A 21,202-nucleotide genomic window follows, 5' to 3' on the forward strand; every position below is an offset into this window, starting at 1 on the left:
GGTCGTGCCCTTTTTCGATTGCTCAGGCTTTGTACTTCCGCCCACCCCCGGCAGGGCCGGGGGTGGGCGTGTTCACTCATTGTTGCGAGGTGGCCAGTTTACCGTTGCCGGCGGCCTCGGCCTCAGGCTTTGGGTCGTCGCGCAGCTCGATACGCTTGATCGGGCCGACGATCACCAGATAGCTGAATACCGCCACCAGGGCGTTGGCACCCACATACACCAGGGCCCACTTGAACGAACCGGTGGCGCTGATGATGTAGCCGATGACGATCGGCGTGGTGATCGAGGCGATGTTGCCGAAGGTGTTGAACAGGCCACCGGACAGCCCGGCGATCTGCTTGGGCGAGGTGTCTGCCACTACCGCCCAGCCCAGCGCGCCGATGCCTTTGCCGAAGAAGGCCAGGGTCATGAAGCCGACCACCATCCATTCAGCATCGACGTAATTGCAGAAGACCATGGTGGTCGACAGCAGCAGGCCGCAGACGATCGGCAGCTTGCGCGAGAAAGTCAGCGAATTTCCACGGCGCAGCAACCAGTCCGAGATCACGCCGCCCAACACGCCACCGATGAAGCCGCACACCGCCGGCAGCGAGGCGATGAAGCCTGCCTTGAGGATGGTCATGCCGCGCTCCTGCACCAGGTACACCGGGAACCAGGTCAGGAAGAAGTAGGTGATGGCGTTGATGCAGTACTGGCCCAGGTACACGCCCAGGAGCATGCGGCTGGTCAGCAGTTGCTTGATGTAGCCCCACTTCGGACCGTCGTTGCCGCGCTTCTGGTCCATGTCGACCAGGCCACCGTTCTGCTCGATGTGTTCGAGTTCGGCCTGGCTGATGCGCGGATGCTGGCGCGGGTTGTAGATGGTCTTGAGCCAGACCATCGAGAACACGATGCCCAGCGCGCCCATGACCACGAAAACGTGCTCCCAGCCGAAGCTGAACACGATCCAACCCATGATCGGGGCGAACAGCGCGGTGGCGAAGTATTGCGCCGAGTTGAAGATCGCCGAGGCCGTGCCGCGTTCCTGGGTAGGGAACCAGGCCGCGACGATTCGGGCATTGCCCGGGAACGACGGGGCTTCGGCGAAACCGACCAGAAAGCGCAGGGTGAACAGGGTCACCACCGCCCAGGCTACCGGCAGACCGCCGACGAAGCCCTGCAGCAGGGTGAACAACGACCAGGTGAAGATACTGAAGGCGTAGACGTTCTTGGAACCGAAACGGTCGAGCAGCCAGCCGCCAGGGATCTGGCCGGCGACATAGGCCCAGCCGAAGGCGGAGAAGATGTAACCCAGGGTCACGGCATCGATGCCGAGGTCTTTCTGCAGGCTGGAGCCGGCGATGGCGATGGTGGCTCGGTCTGCATAGTTGATCGTGGTCACCAGGAACAGCATGAACAGGATCAGGTAGCGCACATGCGTCTTTTTCGTCGCTTGCATGCTGGTAATACTCCCACTAGTTATTTTTGTGCGGGCTCACGAGTTGTAGCCGGAGTGGGGGCAGCCCACTCCGGTCGCGGCAATGGCAGGCCGCTTGGGCGCTTATTGCGGGCCCATCTTGTCCATCAGCGCTGCGAGCATTTCGTATTCTTCGCCAGTCAGGTCGGTCAGTGGAGTACGCACCGGGCCTGCGTCGTAACCGGCGATCTTGGCGCCAGCCTTGACGATGCTCACGGCATAGCCGGCCTTGCGGTTACGGATGTCCAGGTACGGCAGGAAGAAATCGTCGATCAGCTTGGCCACGGTGGCGTGGTCGTCACGGGCGATGGCGTTGTAGAAGTCCATCGCGGTCTTAGGCACGAAGTTGAATACGGCCGAGGAGTAGACCGGCACACCGAGGGCCTTGTAGGCAGCAGCATACACCTCGGCGGTGGGCAGACCACCCAGGTAGCTGAAACGATCGCCCATGCGGCGACGGATCGACACCATCAGTTCGATGTCGCCCAGGCCGTCTTTGTAGCCGATCAGGTTCGGGCAGCGCTCGGCGAGTTTTTCCAGCAGGTCGGCGTTGAGGCGGCAGACGTTGCGGTTGTACACCACAACGCCGATGTTCACCGATTTGCACACGGCTTCGACGTGGGCGGCAACGCCGTCCTGGCTGGCTTCGGTCAGGTAGTGCGGCAGCAGCAGCAGGCCCTTGGCGCCCAGGCGCTCGGCTTCCTGGGCGTATTCGATGGCCTGGCGGGTGGAGCCGCCGACGCCGGCCAGGATGGGTACCGACTTGGCGCAGGTGTCGACCGCGGTCTTGATCACCTGGCTGTACTCGCTGGCGGCGAGGGAGAAGAACTCACCGGTGCCACCGGCTGCGAACAGAGCGCTGGCGCCGTATGGGGCCAGCCATTCCAGGCGCTTGATGTAGCCAGTCTGGTGGAAGTCGCCCTGGGCATTGAAGTCGGTAACCGGGAACGACAGCAGGCCGTGGGAGAGGATGGATTTCAGTTCTTGTGGATTCATTGTTATAGGCATCCTGTGGCGCTTTGGGGTGAGAGCTAAGGTGAGAGGTAAGTTATCGTACAACTTGTGCGATGACTAGTCCCCTTGCGCAGATTTTTTGTTGGGGGATGAAAGGAGTGGGGGGTATGTCTGTGCCGGCCCTTTCGCGGGCAAGCCCGCTCCTACAAGATCACCGCCGCCCCTGTGGGAGCGGGCTTGCCCGCGAAAGGGCCGGCGCAGACGACAATCAGGTCACAGGAAATCCCGGTGAATCGGATCAACCCACGATCAGTCGTCGTATATCTAGAGGAGGATAAGAAAAAACGATCGCGGAGACAGGCACGAACCCGCCGCCCGCTTCCACGGGAGATGTTCTGGGACCAGCAGAGGGTGACCGGGGAAGCGGGGGCGGCCTTGCGCCGCCCCGCGATCAAAGCTAACGAAGCTTAGGCTCAGGCGGCCTGTTGGCGCTTGACCTGGGCTTTGCGCACCTGGGCGCGGCAGGCGTCGCCGAAGGCCTGGAAGATCTTGATCGAGTCAGGGTTCTTCGCAGCCTGCCATTCCGGGTGCCATTGCACGGCGAACAGGAACGGCGAAATGCTCGGGGCGTGAATCGCCTCGACCAAGCCATCTTCGGCGTGGGCGATTGGCTCGATACCGGCGCCCAGCTTGTGCAGGCCCTGACCGTGCAGCGAGTTGACGCGAATCTCGTCGCTGCCCAAAGCGTCACGCAGCCAGCTGCCAGGCTTGATCTTCACGCCATGGACTTGGGCGTACTGCACATCGACCGGGTCCTCCGGGTTTTCCCGGTGGTCGTTGAAACCAGGCTCGGCGTAGACCTTCTGGTAGATGTCACCACCCAGTGCCACGTTGATTTCCTGCATGCCACGGCAAATGCCGAAGATCGGCAGGCCGCGCTTGATCGCCGCCTTGACCAGCGGGATGTCGAACAGGTCGCGGTCCTTGTCCTGGGCTTTGCCGGGGGTCTGGTTTTCCTGGCCGTACAGGGCAGGGTCGATGTTGCTCCCGGCGCCGGTCAGGTACACGCCGTCGGCCATGTCCAGGTAGGCCTCGAGTGCCTCGGTGCCACAGCAGGTCGGCACCAGCACGGGGATGCAATCGGCGAAGTCGACCAGCGGGGTGATGTATTTGTGGGTCATGACCTGGTAGTCATGGCCTTTGCGCTCTTGGCTGCCCATGGTCATCAGAACGACGGGTTTGCGCAGGGAAGGTTGCTTGTTGCCAATGTTGCTGTTGGACATATGTCACCTTGGGGCAGGTCCTGCCTGCCGTTGTCGTGCAGGTGCACGGCTTGGGCCATTGTGCTACCTGAAGCCCCGAGCACTGCCGGAGAGGGATCCGGTCGGGGCTTATCGATAGCTTGCCAGAGCCGTTCGATATGTCAAACGACTCTCAGGCGGCCAAACCCGGGTTTCACCCCTGTTTTCGGGGGGTGAAGAAGCTGCGAGCCTGTGGCGACAAGGGTTTGCCGAAGGTATAGGTCAATTATATTTAACGATGCAGTCGGATCATTGCAGCGATGCAAAGAAGGTGGGTGCCAGTCGACTTGCCTGCCCCAACCGAAGTGGGCATAACTGAATGTCGCAGCCCAACCATCATTCCAAGAAAGGAGCCGCCGATGTCCTCACCTTCCTCCAGCCCCGTAGTCCGCATGCCGTTTGCCGAGTTGTCGGGGCTGTTGCAGGCGATCTTCCAACAGCATGGCTGCAGCGAGTCGGTCGCCAGTGTGCTTGCGCACAACTGCGCCAGCGCGCAACGCGATGGCGCCCACAGCCATGGAGTGTTTCGTATCCCGGGCTATGTCTCGACGCTGTCGAGTGGCTGGGTCGATGGCCGCGCCACGCCACAGGTGAGCGATGTGGCACCGGCCTACGTACGCGCCGATGCCCAGGGCGGTTTTGCCCAGCCGGCCCTGGCTGCGGCCCGGGCAATGCTGGTGGACAAGGCCCGCAGCGCCGGCATCGCCGTGTTGGCGATTCATAACTCCCACCATTTCGCCGCCCTCTGGCCAGACGTCGAGCCGTTCGCCGACGAGGGGCTGGTGGCCCTGAGCGTGGTCAACAGCATGACCTGCGTGGTGCCCCATGGCGCGCGCAAGCCGCTGTTCGGGACCAACCCGATCGCCTTCGCCGCACCCTGCGCCGGGCATGCCCCGATCGTGTTCGACATGGCCACCAGCGCCATGGCCCACGGCGATGTGCAGATTGCCGCCCGGGCTGGCCAGCAACTGCCCGAAGGCATGGGCGTGGATGCGGCGGGGCAGCCGACCACCGACCCGGCAGCGATACTCGATGGCGGTGCTTTGCTGCCGTTTGGCGGGCACAAGGGGTCGGCGCTGTCGATGATGGTCGAGTTGCTGGCTGCGGCGCTCACCGGCGGGCACTTTTCCTGGGAGTTCGATTGGTCGGGGCACCCTGGGGCGAAGACGCCCTGGACCGGGCAGTTGATCATCGTGATCGACCCGAGCAAGGCCGAGGGCGAGCGCTTCGCGTTACGCAGCCGTGAACTGGTGGATCAGATGCAGGCGGTGGGGTTGTCGCGCATGCCGGGCGAGCGTCGTTACCGTGAGCGCGAGGTTGCCGCGCGCGAAGGGGTGGCGTTGAGCGAGCTTGAGTTGCAGGGGCTCAAGGAGTTGGCGGGCTGAGCCGGCCCTAGGCTCTGTATGAAAAGTCTTGAGACGAAGGTCAGGCAAGGCGAAAACAGCCGAGGAAGCGGAGTTTACGGGTTGTAAATGAGCATTCCGAGGCTGTTTTCAACGCAGCATCACCGAGTATCAAGGCTTTTCGTACAGAGCCTAGTCATGCACGCTTGCATAGACACCCTTGCACGCAAGTGATGTTCCTCCACCGCAACAGCGGGTATGCTCAGGGCTGCCTTTCCGAACTGTCCTGATCCAAGGAGCTGCACGCTGTGTTCAAACATGTCGATGCCTATGCCGGCGACCCGATTCTCTCGTTGATGGAAACCTTCAAGGCCGATCCACGCGCCAACAAGGTCAACCTGAGTATCGGTCTGTACTACGATGAGGCCGGCGTGGTGCCGCAGCTGGCATCGGTGGATGCGGTCGAGAAGCGCCTGGCTGGCCAGGCTCACGAAGCCTCGCTGTACCTGCCGATGGAAGGCTTGGCCAGCTATCGCCAGGCGATTCAGGCCCTGTTGTTTGGTGCCGATCACCCGGCAGTGACCGCCGGCCGCGTGGCAACCGTGCAGACCGTGGGTGGCTCGGGTGCGCTCAAGGTCGGTGCCGACTTCCTCAAGCGCTACTTCCCGCAGTCGGAAGTCTGGGTCAGCGATCCGACCTGGGACAACCACCGCGCCATCTTCGAAGGCGCCGGGTTCAAGGTGCACACCTACCCGTACTTCGATCAGGCCAGCCGTGGCGTCGATTTCGACGGCATGCTCGCGACCTTGCACACCTTGCCGGCCAATAGCGTCGTGCTGCTGCACCCCTGCTGCCATAACCCCACCGGCGCCGATCTGTCCCAGGGCCAGTGGCAGCAAGTGGTCGAAGTGGTCAAGGCGCGCCAGCTGATTCCCTTCCTCGATATCGCCTACCAGGGCTTCGGTGAGGGTCTGGTGGAGGATGCCTTCGCCATCCGCGAAATGGCCCGTGCCGGCGTGCCATGCCTGGTCAGCAACTCGTTCTCGAAGATCTTTTCGCTGTACGGCGAGCGGGTAGGGGGCTTGTCGGTGGTCTGCGACGACGAGGCCACCATGCAGAGCCTGCTCGGCCAGCTCAAGGCAACCGTACGCCGCAACTACTCCAGCCCGCCCAACTTCGGTGCCCAGCTGGTGGCAGGCGTGCTCGGCGACGCCACCCTGAATGCACAGTGGGCGGCGGAAGTCGACGTCATGCGCAAGCGCATCCTCGACATGCGCCAGGCGCTGGTCGATGCGCTGGGGCAACTGCTGCCTGGCCAGGACTTCCAGTTCTTCCTGCGCCAGCGCGGCATGTTCAGCTACACCGGCTTCAGCGTCGAACAGGTCCGTCGCCTGCGTGACGAGTTCGGTGTGTACCTGATCGACAGCGGCCGCGTGTGCATGTCCGGCCTGCGTCCGGCCAACCTGCAACAGGTAGCCGAAGCCTTCGCGGCCGTACAGAAGTAATCAGCCAGGGGGCTGCTTTGCGGCCCTTCCGCCTTGCAGGTGCGGCGTATCGACGCCGGGCCTGCAAGGTCTGGTGCAACCTTCATTGTCATGACAAGTGCAACCGTCCCTCGGACGGGGCTTCGCAATTGCCCTCATTCAGTGCACAATCGCGCCCCCTTTTTCGGTTGAGGTGCGCGAAGCATCTGTTTCGCCATTCTCAGCCTGTTGCAGTCTTGCGAGTGGAGTTGCACCCGGAATGAATGAGCAGGCCCCAAGCGTCGAACAACGCTTCGAATCGACCCCCGCCGCCCTCGGCAGCTGGTCGCGTCATGACACCACGTGGATGCTCGGCCTGTTCGGCACCGCCATCGGTGCAGGGACGCTGTTCCTGCCGATCAACGCCGGCCTTGGCGGTTTCTGGCCGTTGCTGATACTTGCCGCCCTGGCATTCCCGATGACCTATTATGCCCACCGCGCCCTGACCCGGTTCGTGCTGTCCGGCCGCGCCGGCGGCGACATCACCGAGGTGGTCGAGGAGCATTTCGGCATCAAGGCCGGTGCGCTGATCACCGTCCTCTACTTCTTCGCCATTTTCCCGATCCTGCTCATCTATAGCGTGGCGCTGACCAATACCGTCAGCAGCTTCATCGAGCACCAGTTGCACATGGTGCCGCCGCCACGCGCGCTGCTGTCGTTCGTGCTGATCCTTGGCCTGCTGGCCATCGTACGCTGCGGCGAGCAGGCCACGGTCAAGGTCATGAGCCTGTTGGTCTACCCGTTCATCGTCGCTCTCGGGTTGCTCGGGCTGTACCTGGTGCCGCACTGGACTGGCGGCATCCTCGACAGCGTCGGCCAGGTGCCCTCGGGCTCGGCCTTCCTGCACACCATTTGGCTGGCGATCCCGGTCATGGTGTTCTCGTTCAACCATTCGCCGATCATCTCGGCTTTCGCGGTGGACCAGAAGCGCCGATACGGCGAACACGCCGACGAGCGCAGCGGCCAGATCCTGGCACGTGCCCACCTGCTGATGGTGGCCATGGTGCTGTTCTTCGTGTTCAGCTGCGTGCTCACCCTGAGCAGCGCCCAGCTGGCCGAGGCCAAGGCGCAGAACTTGTCGATCCTGTCGTACCTGGCCAACCATTTCAGCAACCCGGCCATTGCCTTCGCCGCGCCGCTGATCGCCTTCGTGGCTATCGCCAAGTCCTTCCTGGGGCACTACATCGGTGCCAGCGAAGGCCTCAAGGGCATCATTGTCAAGACCGGCGCGCGCCCGTCGGCAAAGGCGCTGGATCGCCTGGTCGCCGCGCTGATGCTGGTGGTGTGCTGGATCGTCGCCACCCTCAACCCGAGCATCCTTGGCATGATCGAGTCGCTGGGCGGCCCGATCCTCGCCGTGCTGCTGTTCCTGATGCCGATGTATGCCATTCGCCGTGTACCTTCGATGCGCAAATACAGTGGTGCGCTGTCGAACGTGTTCGTCGTGGTGATCGGGCTGGTGGCGCTGACCTCGGTGGTGTACAGCTTGGTTTACAGCCTGCTCGGCTGATTAACTGCGCGTGACACCCAGGCCCGGATGGCATACCGCTCTCCGGGCTTTTTCATGCACGGCGGGGCAAGTTGCTCGTTTGCCTGTCGACACGAAACCGTCATGAAGCCTCGCTAGCCTGCGCCGACACAAAATGTCACAACTCATGGATCAGGCAATGCACGACGCACCCGAGCACGACGCAGCAGCGAACGAGGACGATCAAAGACCCGCGCCAGGCACCTCGCGCCGCGGCTTCCTCGGTGGCCTGGCGGAGCTCGGCGCAGGTGCCGGCCTGGCAGCTTGTGGCCGCACCGATCGCCCCTCGGACGCTGCCCCGCGAGCCCAACCGACGGGGCCGCGCTGGACAAGGCGCTGCGCGAGAAAGTTCGCACCGTAGGGGTGCTCTATGCCGATAATCGCAGCTTCAACAACCTGTTCGCCGATTGCCCGGGTTTGCAGAGCCCGCTGGCACAGTGGGCGAGGGATGCCTACGCCCAGCGCGACCAGGCCATGGCGGCACGCGGCCAGGTGTTGTTGGGCGACCTGACCCACGCGCTGGACCTGGCTTGAGCAAAGGCCGCTGCGTCGAAAAAAACGTCCAACAATTTCGCTGGGTCCCATAGGCACCCGGCTGCCTTCATGGTTAACTCATTGTCCTTTTCAAACCCCGCATAAGGATTTCCGTCATGGCTCAAGTGACTCTCAAAGGCAACCCGGTTCAGGTAAAAGGCAACCTGCCACAGGCCGGCGCCCAGGCTCCAGCCTTCTCCCTGGTAGGCGAGGGGCTGGCCGACAAGTCGCTGAAAGACTACGCCGGCAAGCGCAAGGTGTTGAACATCTTCCCGAGCGTCGACACCCCGACCTGCGCTACCTCCGTGCGTAAGTTCAATGCCCAGGCCAACGACGTGGCCAATACCGTCGTGCTGTGCATCTCCGCCGACCTGCCGTTTGCCCAGGCGCGCTTCTGCGGTGCCGAAGGCCTGGACAACGTCAAGAACCTGTCGACCCTGCGTGGCCGTGAGTTCCTCGAAAACTACGGCGTCGCCATCGCCGACGGCCCGCTGGCCGGCCTGGCCGCCCGCGCTGTGGTGGTGCTGGACGAAAACGACAAGGTCCTGCACAGCGAACTGGTCGGCGAAATCGCCGAAGAGCCGAACTACGATGCGGCACTGGCAGTCCTGAAGTAAGGACTGCCTTGGGGGAGGGCGAGGCGAGGAACTCTTTGGCCGCGCGCCCCTCAAAGCAACACCCTGTAACGGCCCGGAACCCCTCCGGGCCGTTTTCATTTAAAGTTCAGGATCTTGGCATCGTCAGCTTAAGGTAAATGCCCTGTAAAGGCGCTTTGCTAAAACGATACCAATGCTTATCGTTCACCCTCCCCAAGTCGCTTTTCCGAACAAGGCTCGTTCAACCCATGCAAGCTTCCGTCTCCCGTTCTCCCCGTCGCTGGCTCGTGGGCCTGCTGATTCTGCTGCTGGTGGCCCTGCTGGCATGGTGGCTGTGGCCCGCGTCCATGCCTCATAAGGAAGCGAAAGGACGAACAGGTGGTAACGGGCGTCCAGGCTTCGGTGCCTCCACCGATCCTGTGCCGGTGCGCGTCGAGCCCGCCACCGTCGGCGACTTTCCGCTGTACTACAAAGCCTTGGGCACTGTCACTGCGGTCAATACGGTCAATGTTCGTAGCCGCGTGGCCGGCGAGTTGGTGAAGATTCACTTCAAGGAAGGCCAGCAGGTCAAGGCCGGCGACCTGCTCGCCGAGATCGACCCGCGTCCCTATCGTATTGCGCTGCAGCAAGCCGAGGGCACCCTGGCGCAGAACCAGGCGCAGTTGAAGAATGCCCAGGTCGATGTCGCCCGCTACCGCGGCCTGTATGCCGAAGACAGCATCGCCAAGCAGACTTTGGATACCGCGGAGGCGCAGGTGGCGCAATTCCAGGGTTTGGTCAAGACCAATCAGGCGCAGGTCAGCGACGCCCGCCTGAACCTCGATTTCACCCAGATCCGTGCGCCGATCAGCGGCCGGGTTGGCCTGCGCCAACTCGACCTGGGCAACCTGGTGGCGGCCAACGACACCACCGCGCTGGTGGTCATCACCCAGACCGAGCCGATCAGCGTCGCCTTCACCCTGCCGGAAACCGAGCTGAGCACCGTGCTCGATCGCTATCGCAGCGGCGCCAGCCTGCCAGTCGAAGCCTGGGACCGCAGTGACAGCAAGCTGCAGGCCAGCGGCGTGCTGGGCAGCATCGACAACCAGATCGACACCACCACCGGCACCTTGAAGTTCAAGGGCCGCTTCGAGAACAAGGACCTGTCGCTGTTCCCCAACCAGTTCGTCAACGTGCGGCTGCTGGCCGATACCCTCAAGCAGGTGGTGCTGGCGCCTTCTGCTGCCGTTCAGTTCGGCAATGACGGCTCCTTCGCCTATGTGGTCAATGCCGACAACAAGGTCAGCATCCACAAACTCAAGGTGGGGGCCAGCGATGGCGAGCGCAGCGTGATCCTCGAAGGCCTGGCCGCTGGCGACCGCCTGGTGCTCGAAGGCACCGACCGGCTGCGTGAAGGCACCCAGGTCGAAGTCGTGCAGGACAGCTCGCAGGTGCCGACCACCCCCGGCTCGCAGCTGCAGGGCGGCGAGGCCAAGGGCAAGGTCGATGAGCCGGGCAAGGCGGGCGCATGAACCTCTCGCGCCTGTTCATCCTGCGGCCGGTCGCCACCACGCTGAGCATGCTGGCCATCGTCCTGGCCGGCCTGATCGCCTACAAGCTACTGCCGGTTTCCGCGTTGCCCCAGGTCGACTATCCGACCATCCGGGTCATGACTCTGTATCCCGGTGCCAGCCCCCAGGTGATGACCAGCGCGGTCACAGCACCACTGGAGCGTCAGTTCGGGCAGATGCCCGGGCTGACCCAGATGGCTTCGACCAGCTCCGGCGGCGCCTCGGTGCTGACCCTGCGCTTCAACCTCGACATGAACATGGACGTCGCCGAGCAACAGGTGCAGGCGGCCATCAATGCCGCCAGCAACCTGCTGCCCAGCGACCTGCCGGCGCCGCCGGTGTACAACAAGGTCAACCCGGCCGATACGCCGGTGCTGACTCTGGCGATCTCTTCCAAGACCATGCCGCTGCCCAAACTCAACGACCTGGTCGACACCCGCGTGGCGCAAAAGCTCGCGCAGATCAGCGGCGTGGGCATGGTCAGCATTGCCGGTGGCCAGCGCCAGGCGGTGCGGATCAAGGTCAACGTCGATGCCCTGGCCGCCAACGGCCTCAACCTGGACGACGTGCGCACACTGATCGGCGCCTCCAACGTCAACCAGCCCAAGGGTAACTTCGACGGCCCGACGCGGGTGTCGATGCTCGATGCCAACGACCAGCTGCGCTCGCCCGAGGAATACGCCAACCTCATCCTCAGCTACAACAACGGCGCGCCGCTGCGCCTGAAGGACGTTGCCGAAATCGTCGATGGCGCCGAGAACGAGCGGCTTGCGGCCTGGGCCAACCAGAACCAGGCGGTGCTGCTGAACATCCAGCGCCAGCCGGGGGCGAACGTCATCGAAGTGGTCGACCGTATCAAGCAGATGCTGCCGTCGATCACCGACAACCTGCCGGCAGGCCTGGACGTCTCGGTGCTCACCGACCGCACCCAGACCATCCGCGCCGCAGTGAAAGACGTGCAGCACGAACTGCTGATCGCCATCGTCCTGGTGGTGATGGTGACATTCGTGTTCCTGCGCCGCGTCAGTGCCACCATCATTCCCTCGATTGCCGTGCCGCTGTCGCTGATCGGCACCTTCGGGGTGATGTACCTGGCGGGCTTCTCGATCAACAACCTGACCCTGATGGCGTTGACCATCGCCACCGGTTTCGTGGTGGACGACGCGATCGTCATGCTGGAGAACATCTCCCGGCACATCGAGGAAGGCGAGACGCCGATGCAGGCGGCGCTCAAGGGCGCCCGGCAGATCGGTTTCACCCTGATATCGCTGACCTTCTCGCTGATCGCGGTGCTGATCCCGCTGCTGTTCATGGCCGACGTGGTCGGCCGGTTGTTCCGCGAGTTCGCCATCACCCTGGCGGTGGCCATCCTGATTTCCCTGGTGGTTTCGCTGACGCTGACGCCGATGATGTGCGCACGGCTGCTCAAGCGTGAACCCAAGGAGGAGGAGCAGGGGCGCTTCTACCGTGCCAGCGGTGCGTGGATCGACTGGCTGATCGAACACTACGGGCGTGGCTTGCAGTGGGTCCTCAAGCACCAGCCGCTGACCCTGCTGGTGGCGGTGGCCAGCCTGGTACTCACGGTATTCCTGTACACGGTGGTGCCCAAGGGCTTCTTCCCGGTGCAGGACACCGGGGTTATCCAGGGTATCTCCGAGGCGCCGCAGTCGATCTCGTTCAATGCCATGAGTGAACGCCAGCAGGAACTGAGCAAGCTGATCCTGCAGGATCCTGCTGTGCAGAGCCTGTCGTCCTACATCGGTGTCGACGGCGACAACGCCACGCTCAACAGCGGTCGCCTGCTGATCAACCTCAAGCCCCATGGCGACCGTGACGTCACGGCCAGTGAAGTGATCTCCCGCCTGCAACCGCAGGTCGACAAGCTGGTCGGCATCCGCCTGTTCATGCAGCCGGTCCAGGACCTCAGCATCGAGGACCGGGTCAGCCGTACCCAGTACCAGTTCAGCCTGTCCTCGCCCGACGCCGACCTGCTGTCATTGTGGAGCGGCAAGCTGGTCGACGCCCTGCAGGAGCGCCCTGAGCTGCAGGATGTGGCCAGCGACCTGCAGGACAAGGGGTTGCAGGTGTACCTGGTGATCGACCGCGACATGGCCAGCCGCCTGGGCATCGACGTCTCGCAGATCACCAACGCCTTGTACGACGCCTTCGGCCAACGGCAGATCTCCACCATCTATACCCAGGCCAGCCAGTACCGCGTGGTCTTGCAGTCGCAGGATGCCGGGAGCATCGGCCCACAGGCGCTGGAATCGATCCACGTCAAGGCCAGCGACGGCGGCCAGGTTCGCCTCTCGGCATTGGCGCGCATCGAGCAGCGCCAGGCGCAACTGGCCATCTCGCACATCGGCCAGTTCCCGGCCATCACCCTGTCGTTCAACCTGGCCCATGGCGCCTCGCTCGGCGAGGCGGTGAAGGTGATCGAGCAGGTTCAGCAGGAGATCGGCATGCCGATCGGCGTGCAGACCCGCTTCCAGGGCGCGGCGGAGGCGTTCCAGGCGTCGTTGTCGAGCACCTTGCTGCTGATCCTGGCAGCGGTGGTGACCATGTACATCGTGCTGGGCGTGCTCTACGAGAGCTACATCCACCCGGTGACCATCCTCTCGACCCTGCCGTCGGCGGCGGTCGGTGCCTTGCTGGCGCTGATCATCAGCGGCAACGACCTGGGTATGATCGCCATCATCGGCATCATTCTGCTGATCGGCATCGTCAAGAAGAACGCGATCATGATGATCGACTTCGCCCTCGAGGCCGAACGTAACCAGGGCATGGCGCCGGCCGATGCCATCTACCAGGCGGCGCTGTTGCGCTTCCGTCCGATCCTGATGACCACCCTGGCAGCGCTGTTCGGTGCCGTGCCGCTGATGCTCGCCACCGGTTCCGGCGCCGAGCTGCGCCAGCCGCTGGGCCTGGTGATGGTCGGCGGCCTGTTGGTCAGCCAGGTGCTGACGCTGTTCACCACCCCGGTCATCTACCTGTACTTCGACCGCCTTGCCCGCCGCTGGCGCCCGGCCACCGATAGCCAGCAGGCCCAGGCATGAACCTGTCCGGGCCATTCATTCGGCGGCCAGTGGCGACCATGCTGCTGAGCCTGGCGATCATGTTGCTGGGTGGGGTGAGCTTCGGGCTGCTGCCGGTGGCGCCATTGCCGAAGATGGACTTCCCGGTGATCGTGGTGCAAGCCAACCTGTCCGGCGCCAGCCCCGAGGTCATGGCCGCTACCGTGGCCACGCCGCTGGAGCGCAAGCTCGGCACTATCGCCGGGGTCACCACGCTGACCAGCAACTCGAGCCAAGGCTCGACCCGGGTCATCATCGGCTTCGAGATGGGCCGCGACGTCGACGGCGCCGCCCGCGAAGTGCAAGCGGCGATCAACGCCACGCGCAACCTGCTGCCCAGCGGCATGCGCAGCATGCCCACGTACAAGAAGATCGACCCCTCGCAGGCGCCGATCATGGTGCTGTCGCTGACCTCCGACGTGCTGCAGAAGGGCCAGTTGTACGACCTGGCCGATACCATCCTGTCGCAGAGCCTGGCCCAGGTGACCGGGGTAGGGGAAGTGCAGATCGGCGGCAGCTCGTTGCCGGCGGTACGCGTGGCGGTGGAGCCACAGTTGCTCAACCAGTACGGGCTTGCCCTCGATGACGTGCGCACCGCGGTGGCCAATGCCAACCAGCGCCGGCCGATGGGCTTCGTCGAGGATGGCGAGCGCAACTGGCAGGTACGTGCCAACGACCAGTTGGAAAAGGCCAAGGACTACGAGCCGGTGGTGATCCGCCAGGAGAACGGCACCATCCTGCGCCTGTCCGACGTGGCCACCATTACCGATGGCGTCGAAAACCGCTACAACAGCGGCTTCTTCAACGACCAGAGCGCGGTGTTGCTGGTGATCAACCGGCAGACCGGCGCCAACATCATCGAAACCGTCGACCAGATCAAGGCGCAGTTGCCAGCGTTGCAGTCGCTGCTGCCAGCCAGCGTCAAGCTGGACGTGGCCATGGATCGCTCGCCGGTGATCAAGGCCACCCTCAAGGAGGCCGAGCACACCCTGTTGATCGCCGTGGTGCTGGTGATCCTGGTGGTCTACCTGTTCCTCGGCAGCCTGCGCGCCTCGCTGATCCCAAGCCTCGCGGTGCCAGTGTCGCTGGTCGGTACCTTCGCGGTCATGTACCTGTGCGGCTTCTCGCTCAACAACCTGTCGCTGATGGCGTTGATCCTGGCCACCGGCCTGGTGGTGGACGATGCCATCGTGGTGCTCGAGAACATCTCGCGGCACATCGAGGACGGCCAGCCGCCGATGCGGGCGGCGTTCCTTGGAGCCAAGGAAGTTGGCTTCACCCTGCTGTCGATGAACGTCTCGCTGGTGGCGGTGTTCGTTTCGATCCTGTTCATGGGCGGGATCGTGCGCAATCTGTTCCAGGAGTTCTCAATTACCCTGGCGGCGGCGATCATCGTCTCCCTGGTGGTGTCGCTGACATTGACGCCGATGCTCTGCGCACGCTGGCTCAAGCCGCAGAAGGCTCAACACAATCGCCTGCAACAGTGGAGCGAAAGGCAGCACCAGCGCCTGGTCCACGCCTACGATCGCAGCCTGGGCTGGGCGTTGCGGCACAAGCGTCTGACCTTGTGCAGCCTACTCGTGACCATCGGCGTCAACGTCGCGTTGTACGTGGTGATTCCCAAGACGTTGATGCCGCAGCAGGATACCGGGCAACTGATGGGGTTCATCCGTGGCGATGACGGCCTGTCGTTCACCGTGATGCAACCGAAGATGGAAATCTACCGACGCGCCTTGCTGGCCGACCCTGCGGTGCAGAGCGTGGCTGGCTTCATCGGTGGCAACAGCGGCACCAACAATGCCATGGTGCTGGTGCGCCTGAAGCCGATTGCCGAACGCAAGATCTCCGCGCAGAAGGTCATCGACCGCTTGCGCCGGGACCTGCCCAAGGTACCGGGCGGGCGCTTGTTCCTGATGGCCGACCAGGACCTGCAGTTGGGCGGCGGTGGTCGCGACCAGAGTTCCTCGCAGTATGTGTATACGCTGCAGAGCGATGACCTGAGCGCCTTGCGCGAATGGTTCCCGAAGGTGACGGCCGTGGTCCGAACGCTGCCCGAGTTGACCTCGGTCGATGCCCGCGATGGCGGCGGGACCCAGCAGGTGACCCTGGTGGTCGACCGCGACCAGGCAAAGCGCCTGGGCATCGACATGGACATGATCACCACGGTGCTCAACAACGCCTACAGCCAACGGCAGATCTCGACCATCTATGACAGCCTCAACCAGTATCAAGTGGTACTGGAGATCAACCCCAAGTACGCCTGGGACCCCAGCACCCTGGAACAGGTACAGGTGATCACCAGCGAGGGTGCTCGGGTGCCGCTGTCGACCATCGCCCGCTACGAGAACAGCCTGGCCGACGACCGGGTCAGCCACGAGAACCAGTTCGCCTCCCAGGACATCAACTTCGACGTCGCCGAGGGCTACAGCACCGACCAGGCCATGGCCGCGCTGGAGCGTGCGGTTGCCAAGATGGGGCTGCCTGAGTCGGTGATCGCCCGCCTGGGCGGTACGGCGGATGCGTTCGCCAAGACCCAGCAGGGCCAGCCGTTCATGATCCTGGGCGCACTGGTGCTGGTGTACCTGGTGCTGGGCATTCTCTACGAGAGCTACATCCACCCGCTGACGATCCTTTCGACCCTGCCTTCGGCGGGCGTCGGGGCATTGCTGGCGCTGTACCTGACCGGCGGCGAATTCAGCCTGATCTCGCTGCTGGGATTGTTCCTGCTGATCGGCGTGGTGAAGAAAAACGCCATCCTGATGATCGATCTGGCGTTGCAACTGGAGCGTCACCAGGGGCTCACGCCCGAAGAGTCGATTCGCCGGGCTTGCCTGCTGCGCCTGCGACCGATCCTGATGACCACCCTGGCAGCCATCCTGGGCGCCTTGCCGCTGCTGCTCAGCCGCGCCGAGGGGGCGGAGATGCGCCAGCCGCTGGGCCTGACCATCATTGGCGGCCTGGTCTTCAGCCAGGTCCTGACCCTGTATACGACGCCGGTGGTGTACCTGTACCTCGACCGCCTGCGTCACCGTTTCAACCATTGGCGCGGTGTGCGCACCGATGCCGCCCTGGAAACCCCGCTATGACCTTTGCCCAAGCTCCCCTACACCGTGCCCTGCAGTCGTTGACCCGTGGGCGCGGCTCGCGCCTGATCGGCGCCGGGCTGTGCGTGGCCATGCTCAGCGCCTGTACCCTGAGCCCGGACTACCATCGTCCGGACATGGACACGCCCGCGCAGTTCAAGCAGGCCGAGGGCTGGACCCAGGCCAGCCCATCCGATGCCATGGCCCGTGGCGCCTGGTGGGAGGTCTATGGCGATCCGAGCCTGAACGCGCTTGTCGAGGAGCTCAACCGCAGCAACCAGACCGTTGCGCAATCGGAGGCCCAGTATCGCCAGGCCCAGGCGTTGGTGCGCAGCAGCCGTGCGTCGCTGTTCCCCACCTTGGACCTGACCACCAGCAAGAACCGCTCCGCGCAAGGCACCGGCAGCTCCAGCTCGAGCCTGTCGAACAACAGCAGCGGTATCCGCAATACCTACAATGCGCAGCTCGGCGTCAGCTGGGAAATCGACCTGTGGGGCAAGTTGCGCGAAACGCTCAATGCCGACCAGGCCAGCGCCGAGGCCAGCCTCGCCGACCTGGCCTCCATTCGCTTGAGCCAGCAGTCGGAGCTCGTGCAGAACTACCTGCAATTGCGGGTCATCGATGAGCAGAAGCGCCTGCTGGAGGCCACCGTTGCCACCTACGAGCGGTCGCTGCGCCTGACCGAGAACCAGTATCGCGCCGGGGTGTCCGGCCCGGATGCGGTGGCCCAGGCGCGCACGCAGCTCAAGAGCACCCAGGCCGACCTGATCGACCTGGTGTGGCAGCGCGCCCAGTTCGAGAACGCCATCGCGGTGTTGTTGGGCAAGGTGCCCGCCAATTTCGCCCTGGCCGACAGCAAGTCGATCCCGGCCTTGCCGGAGATACCTCTGGCGTTGCCGTCGCAACTGCTTGAGCGCCGTCCCGACATCGCTGCTGCCGAACGCAATGTGATGGCGGCCAACTCGCAGATCGGCGTGTCGCGGGCGGCTTATTTCCCCGACTTGTCGTTGAGCATGAGCGGGGGCTACTCGAGCAGCAGCTTCAGCAACTGGATCGAGTTGCCGAACCGCTACTGGTCGGTAGGGCCGCAGCTGGCGCTGACCCTGTTCGATGCCGGCAAGCGCAGCGCCGAAGTGGACCGCACAGTGGCTGCCTATGACCAGACCGTGGCGCAGTATCGGCAGACGGTGCTCGATGGTTTCAAGGAAGTGGAAAACTACCTGGTGCAGTTGAAGGTGTATGCCGACGAGGCGGTGGTGCGCCAGGAGGCCCTGGAGGCTGCCCGCGAGTCGCTGCGACTGACCGACAACCAGTACAAGGCCGGGCTGATCGGTTACCTGGATGTGGTCAACGTACAGACCACCGCCTTGAGCAACGAACGCAGCGTGCTGTCGTTGCTGGAAGGGCGGTTGGTGGCCAGCGTCCAGTTGATCGCCGCCCTGGGCGGTGGCTGGGAGGCCGAACAGGCGTTCGCTGAAGCCAAGGACTGAGCTCGATGGCACCGGCTACGCCGGTGTTCGCGGGGCAAGCCCGCTCCCACAGGGTGCGCGGTCGTCAAATACTATGCGCTACCTGTAGGAGCGGGCTTGCCCGCGAACACGGCAAAGCCGGTGCCATACACCACTGCGCCGCCTGCGCCGCGATCACAGTACATGCGGGCGTCAGCCGGACCCATTCCCATTCGCGAAAACCCCATGGCGTTTCGCCAGCGCTTGAGTACAATCTGCAGTTTTGTCCGGGCGCTTTCTGCGCCTGCCGCTGGAACTGCAAATGCTGATCGGTAGCTATTCGTCCTCGCTGGTGTTGATCTCGCTGTGCGTGGCCATTCTTGCGTCCTATACCGCCCTCGACCTGACCGGTCGCCTGGCCACCGCCAAGGGCCGGGCGGTGTACTTGTGGATGGGTGGCGGGGCACTGGCCATGGGTATCGGCGTATGGTCGATGCACTTCATCGGCATGCTCGCCTTCAGCCTCCCGGTGGACCTTGGCTATGACATCGGGCTGACCGCGTTTTCCCTGTTGATCGCCGTGTTGTCCGCAGGTTTTGCCCTGTGGATGGTCAGCCAGCCCAGCCTGCCATGGCTGCAACTGGGCTTTGGCGCACTGATCATGGGCGCCGGGATCAGCTGCATGCACTACACCGGCATGGCCGCGCTGCGCATGTTGCCGGGCATCGATTACGATCCGACCCTGTTCGGCGCCTCTTTGGCCATCGCCGTCGGCGCTTCGGCAGCGGCGCTGTGGATCGCCTTCCGCCTGCGCCAGCACACCCCCTATGTACGGCAGATCCGAGGTCTGGCGGCAGTGTTGATGGGCATCGCCATCGTCGGCATGCACTACACCGGCATGGCGGCTGCCAACTTCCCGGAAGGCAGCTACTGCGGCGCCCTGGCCACTGGCCTGAAAGGCGACGGACTGGTTTACCTGGTATTGATCACCACCCTGGCGGTGCTAGCGGTGGCATTGCTGACCTCGGTGCTGGACGCCCGCCTCGAGGCACGCACCGCTGAGCTTGCCCGTTCGCTAACCCTGGCCAACCAGGAACTGACCCAACTGGCCCTGCACGACACCCTGACCGGGCTGCCCAACCGCACGCTGCTGGCGGACCGCATCGACCAGGCCATCGGCAAAGTGGCCGAGCAGGGCGGCTGTTTTGCCTTGATGTTCATCGACCTGGACGGCTTCAAGCCGGTCAACGACGCCTTCGGCCACCATGTCGGTGACCTCCTGCTCAAGGCCGTGGCGGCTCGTTTGCGCGGGCACCTGCACAGCCAGGACACACTGGCGCGCATCGGCGGTGATGAGTTCGTCCTGTTGGTGGAGTTGCAGGAGCCCGATGACGCCATGGGCGTGGCGGTCAAGCAGGTCAACCTGGTGTCGCGGGCGTTCGAGGTCGCGGGCCACGACCTGCAGGTCACGGCCAGCCTGGGTATCGTCCTCTATCCGGGCAATGGCCTGGATCAGCACGAACTGTTGCGCAACGCCGACGCCGCCATGTACCACGCCAAGAGCGCCGGCAAGAACGGCTACAGCTTCTTCGACGCGTCGATGAACAGCAACGCCCGCCAGCAGCTGCAATTGCTTCAGGACCTGCGCCTGGCCCTGGAACATCGCCAGTTCCGCCTGCACTACCAGCCCAAGTTCGCCGCCCAGGGGTGCCAGCCGATCGGCGCCGAGGCGCTGCTGCGTTGGGAGCATCCGCAACACGGGCTGATGCTGCCGGACCGGTTCATCGCCCAGGCGGAAAAAACCGGCCTGATCATTCCTATCGGTGAGTGGGTGCTGGGCGAAGCCTGTCGGCAGATGCGACAGTGGCTCGACCAGGGGCATGAGCAATGGCGCATGGCGGTCAACCTCTCGGCTTTGCAGTTCTGCCATGTGGGGCTGGTCGACAGCGTGGCTCAGGCGCTGCAGGACAACGGCCTGCCTGCCAACCGCTTGACCCTGGAAATCACCGAATCCACTGCCATGCACGACGCCGATGCCAGCCTGATGGTGCTGCAGCGTCTGTCCGACATGGGCGTCGACCTGTCCATCGATGATTTCGGTACGGGTTATTCCAGCCTGATGTACCTCAAGCGGCTGCCAGCCAACGAGTTGAAGATCGACCGCGGCTTCGTGCGCGACCTGGAGCAGGATGGCGACGACGCGGCGATCGTCTCGGCCATCGTCGCGCTGGGTCAGGCGCTAGGGCTGCGAATCGTTGCCGAGGGAGTGGAGACCGATGGCCAGCAAGCGTTCCTGACCGGCCTGGGGTGCGATTCATTGCAAGGCTATCTGCTCGGCCAGCCGGTGCCGGCCGAGCAGTTCATGGCGAGATTGCAGGCGTTGGGGCAGGGGCGCGAGGTGCCCGCCTAAACGGCGTCCTTGAGCATCAGGTTGGGTATGAACGCGTCCATCTCCGCCTCGACTGCCTCGATGATGCGCTCGACATCGGCTGCCGGCATGACCGCCGTGCAGGGGATGCCGGCAATCGCCAGCAACGTTTCACCGCTGGCCCGATCGAACAGGCGGGCAACCATGCTGCGTGGTGCGTCCATGCTGGCTTCGAACCCTAGCGGGTGGAAGTGCCAACGCATCACCTGGCAGGCGTTGGGGAACGTCATTTTGTTCATGCCAGCCTCCTTGTCCGTTCCTGGACGTGGTGAGGGTAGCCCGGGCTTTACCACCGGGAATCTAACCATAGCACCGGAAAATCCCGTGTCACCCGGAAAACAAGAGAAATTCGCAAATAATTGATACCGATCACGCGGGCGTGAG

At 63.8% G+C, this 21,202-nt stretch carries 15 protein-coding genes; 11 read left to right on the forward strand and 4 right to left on the reverse strand.

Features of this window, described 5'->3' with window-relative positions; translation table 11 throughout:
- Window positions 1-76: 76 nt before the first annotated feature.
- The 3 genes from E6B08_RS13030 to E6B08_RS13045 form a co-directional block, all read right to left on the reverse strand.
- Window positions 77-1,438, reverse strand: a complete 1,362-nt coding sequence (locus tag E6B08_RS13030; protein ID WP_136914387.1) for an MFS transporter — start codon at window positions 1,436-1,438, stop codon at window positions 77-79.
- A gap of 102 nt (window positions 1,439-1,540) precedes the next feature.
- Window positions 1,541-2,452: a 5-dehydro-4-deoxyglucarate dehydratase gene (kdgD, locus tag E6B08_RS13035; protein WP_136914388.1), complete on the reverse strand. Its 912-nt coding sequence runs from the start codon at window positions 2,450-2,452 to the stop codon at window positions 1,541-1,543.
- A 431-nt stretch (window positions 2,453-2,883) separates the two neighbouring features.
- Entirely contained in the window at window positions 2,884-3,693 is an 810-nt protein-coding gene (locus E6B08_RS13045; RefSeq protein WP_136914389.1) for a gamma-glutamyl-gamma-aminobutyrate hydrolase family protein, read from the reverse strand.
- A gap of 377 nt (window positions 3,694-4,070) precedes the next feature.
- Between E6B08_RS13045 and E6B08_RS13050 the strand changes: the two genes are divergently transcribed.
- The 11 genes from E6B08_RS13050 (at window position 4,071) to E6B08_RS13095 (ending at window position 20,800) form a co-directional block, all read left to right on the forward strand.
- A complete protein-coding gene (locus tag E6B08_RS13050) occupies window positions 4,071-5,096 on the forward strand; it encodes an Ldh family oxidoreductase (RefSeq protein WP_136914390.1) in 1,026 nt (341 codons plus the stop codon).
- A 266-nt stretch (window positions 5,097-5,362) separates the two neighbouring features.
- The gene (locus E6B08_RS13055; protein ID WP_136914391.1) at window positions 5,363-6,559 is read left to right on the forward strand and encodes an aromatic amino acid transaminase; all 1,197 of its coding nucleotides are present in this window, start codon (window positions 5,363-5,365) and stop codon (window positions 6,557-6,559) included.
- Between the two features lie 238 nt (window positions 6,560-6,797).
- Window positions 6,798-8,087 (forward strand): serine/threonine transporter, encoded by a 1,290-nt coding sequence (locus tag E6B08_RS13060; RefSeq protein ID WP_136914392.1) that lies wholly within the window; start codon window positions 6,798-6,800, stop codon window positions 8,085-8,087.
- A gap of 157 nt (window positions 8,088-8,244) precedes the next feature.
- Window positions 8,245-8,466 (forward strand): twin-arginine translocation signal domain-containing protein, encoded by a 222-nt coding sequence (locus E6B08_RS31145; protein WP_238349356.1) that lies wholly within the window; start codon window positions 8,245-8,247, stop codon window positions 8,464-8,466.
- On the forward strand, window positions 8,370-8,639 hold the full coding sequence (locus E6B08_RS13065; RefSeq protein WP_238349375.1) for a hypothetical protein: 270 nt from the start codon (window positions 8,370-8,372) through the stop codon (window positions 8,637-8,639). The genes E6B08_RS31145 and E6B08_RS13065 overlap by 97 nt, the downstream gene beginning before the upstream one ends.
- Before the next feature lie 116 nt (window positions 8,640-8,755).
- Entirely contained in the window at window positions 8,756-9,256 is a 501-nt protein-coding gene (gene tpx, locus E6B08_RS13070; RefSeq protein ID WP_136914393.1) for a thiol peroxidase, read from the forward strand.
- Window positions 9,257-9,483: 227 nt separating this feature from the next.
- On the forward strand, window positions 9,484-10,746 hold the full coding sequence (locus E6B08_RS13075; protein ID WP_136914394.1) for an MdtA/MuxA family multidrug efflux RND transporter periplasmic adaptor subunit: 1,263 nt from the start codon (window positions 9,484-9,486) through the stop codon (window positions 10,744-10,746).
- On the forward strand, window positions 10,743-13,841 hold the full coding sequence (locus E6B08_RS13080; RefSeq protein ID WP_136914395.1) for an MdtB/MuxB family multidrug efflux RND transporter permease subunit: 3,099 nt from the start codon (window positions 10,743-10,745) through the stop codon (window positions 13,839-13,841). Before E6B08_RS13075 ends, E6B08_RS13080 begins: the two co-directional genes overlap by 4 nt.
- Window positions 13,838-16,945 (forward strand): efflux RND transporter permease subunit, encoded by a 3,108-nt coding sequence (locus E6B08_RS13085; RefSeq protein ID WP_136914396.1) that lies wholly within the window; start codon window positions 13,838-13,840, stop codon window positions 16,943-16,945. Before E6B08_RS13080 ends, E6B08_RS13085 begins: the two co-directional genes overlap by 4 nt.
- Entirely contained in the window at window positions 16,942-18,432 is a 1,491-nt protein-coding gene (locus E6B08_RS13090) for an efflux transporter outer membrane subunit (protein WP_136914397.1), read from the forward strand. The genes E6B08_RS13085 and E6B08_RS13090 overlap by 4 nt, the downstream gene beginning before the upstream one ends.
- 280 nt (window positions 18,433-18,712) lie before the next feature.
- The gene (locus tag E6B08_RS13095) at window positions 18,713-20,800 is read left to right on the forward strand and encodes a putative bifunctional diguanylate cyclase/phosphodiesterase (protein WP_136914398.1); all 2,088 of its coding nucleotides are present in this window, start codon (window positions 18,713-18,715) and stop codon (window positions 20,798-20,800) included.
- On the opposite strand, the gene E6B08_RS13100 is transcribed toward E6B08_RS13095, so the two are convergent.
- A complete protein-coding gene (locus E6B08_RS13100) occupies window positions 20,797-21,057 on the reverse strand; it encodes a DUF1652 domain-containing protein (RefSeq protein WP_136914399.1) in 261 nt (86 codons plus the stop codon). The two genes, E6B08_RS13095 and E6B08_RS13100, sit on opposite strands and share 4 nt — an antisense overlap.
- Window positions 21,058-21,202: the final 145 nt, after the last annotated feature.

The sequence above is a fragment of the Pseudomonas putida genome (genome assembly GCF_005080685.1).
GTDB classification, from domain to species: domain Bacteria; phylum Pseudomonadota; class Gammaproteobacteria; order Pseudomonadales; family Pseudomonadaceae; genus Aquipseudomonas; species Aquipseudomonas putida_V.

What these genes read in the sequence shown, in the direction of transcription:
- E6B08_RS13050 (WP_136914390.1), top strand. Translation starts at nt 4,071, where the DNA reads ATGTCCTCACCTTCCTCCAGCCCCGTAGTCCGCATGCCGTTTGCCGAG.
- E6B08_RS13060 (WP_136914392.1), top strand. Translation starts at nt 6,798, where the DNA reads ATGAATGAGCAGGCCCCAAGCGTCGAACAACGCTTCGAATCGACCCCC.
- E6B08_RS13030 (WP_136914387.1), bottom strand. Translation starts at nt 1,438, where the DNA reads ATGCAAGCGACGAAAAAGACGCATGTGCGCTACCTGATCCTGTTCATG.
- tpx (WP_136914393.1), top strand. Translation starts at nt 8,756, where the DNA reads ATGGCTCAAGTGACTCTCAAAGGCAACCCGGTTCAGGTAAAAGGCAAC.
- E6B08_RS13045 (WP_136914389.1), bottom strand. Translation starts at nt 3,693, where the DNA reads ATGTCCAACAGCAACATTGGCAACAAGCAACCTTCCCTGCGCAAACCC.
- E6B08_RS13095 (WP_136914398.1), top strand. Translation starts at nt 18,713, where the DNA reads ATGCTGATCGGTAGCTATTCGTCCTCGCTGGTGTTGATCTCGCTGTGC.
- E6B08_RS13085 (WP_136914396.1), top strand. Translation starts at nt 13,838, where the DNA reads ATGAACCTGTCCGGGCCATTCATTCGGCGGCCAGTGGCGACCATGCTG.
- E6B08_RS13100 (WP_136914399.1), bottom strand. Translation starts at nt 21,057, where the DNA reads ATGAACAAAATGACGTTCCCCAACGCCTGCCAGGTGATGCGTTGGCAC.
- E6B08_RS13090 (WP_136914397.1), top strand. Translation starts at nt 16,942, where the DNA reads ATGACCTTTGCCCAAGCTCCCCTACACCGTGCCCTGCAGTCGTTGACC.
- E6B08_RS31145 (WP_238349356.1), top strand. Translation starts at nt 8,245, where the DNA reads ATGCACGACGCACCCGAGCACGACGCAGCAGCGAACGAGGACGATCAA.
- kdgD (WP_136914388.1), bottom strand. Translation starts at nt 2,452, where the DNA reads ATGAATCCACAAGAACTGAAATCCATCCTCTCCCACGGCCTGCTGTCG.
- E6B08_RS13080 (WP_136914395.1), top strand. Translation starts at nt 10,743, where the DNA reads ATGAACCTCTCGCGCCTGTTCATCCTGCGGCCGGTCGCCACCACGCTG.
- E6B08_RS13075 (WP_136914394.1), top strand. Translation starts at nt 9,484, where the DNA reads ATGCAAGCTTCCGTCTCCCGTTCTCCCCGTCGCTGGCTCGTGGGCCTG.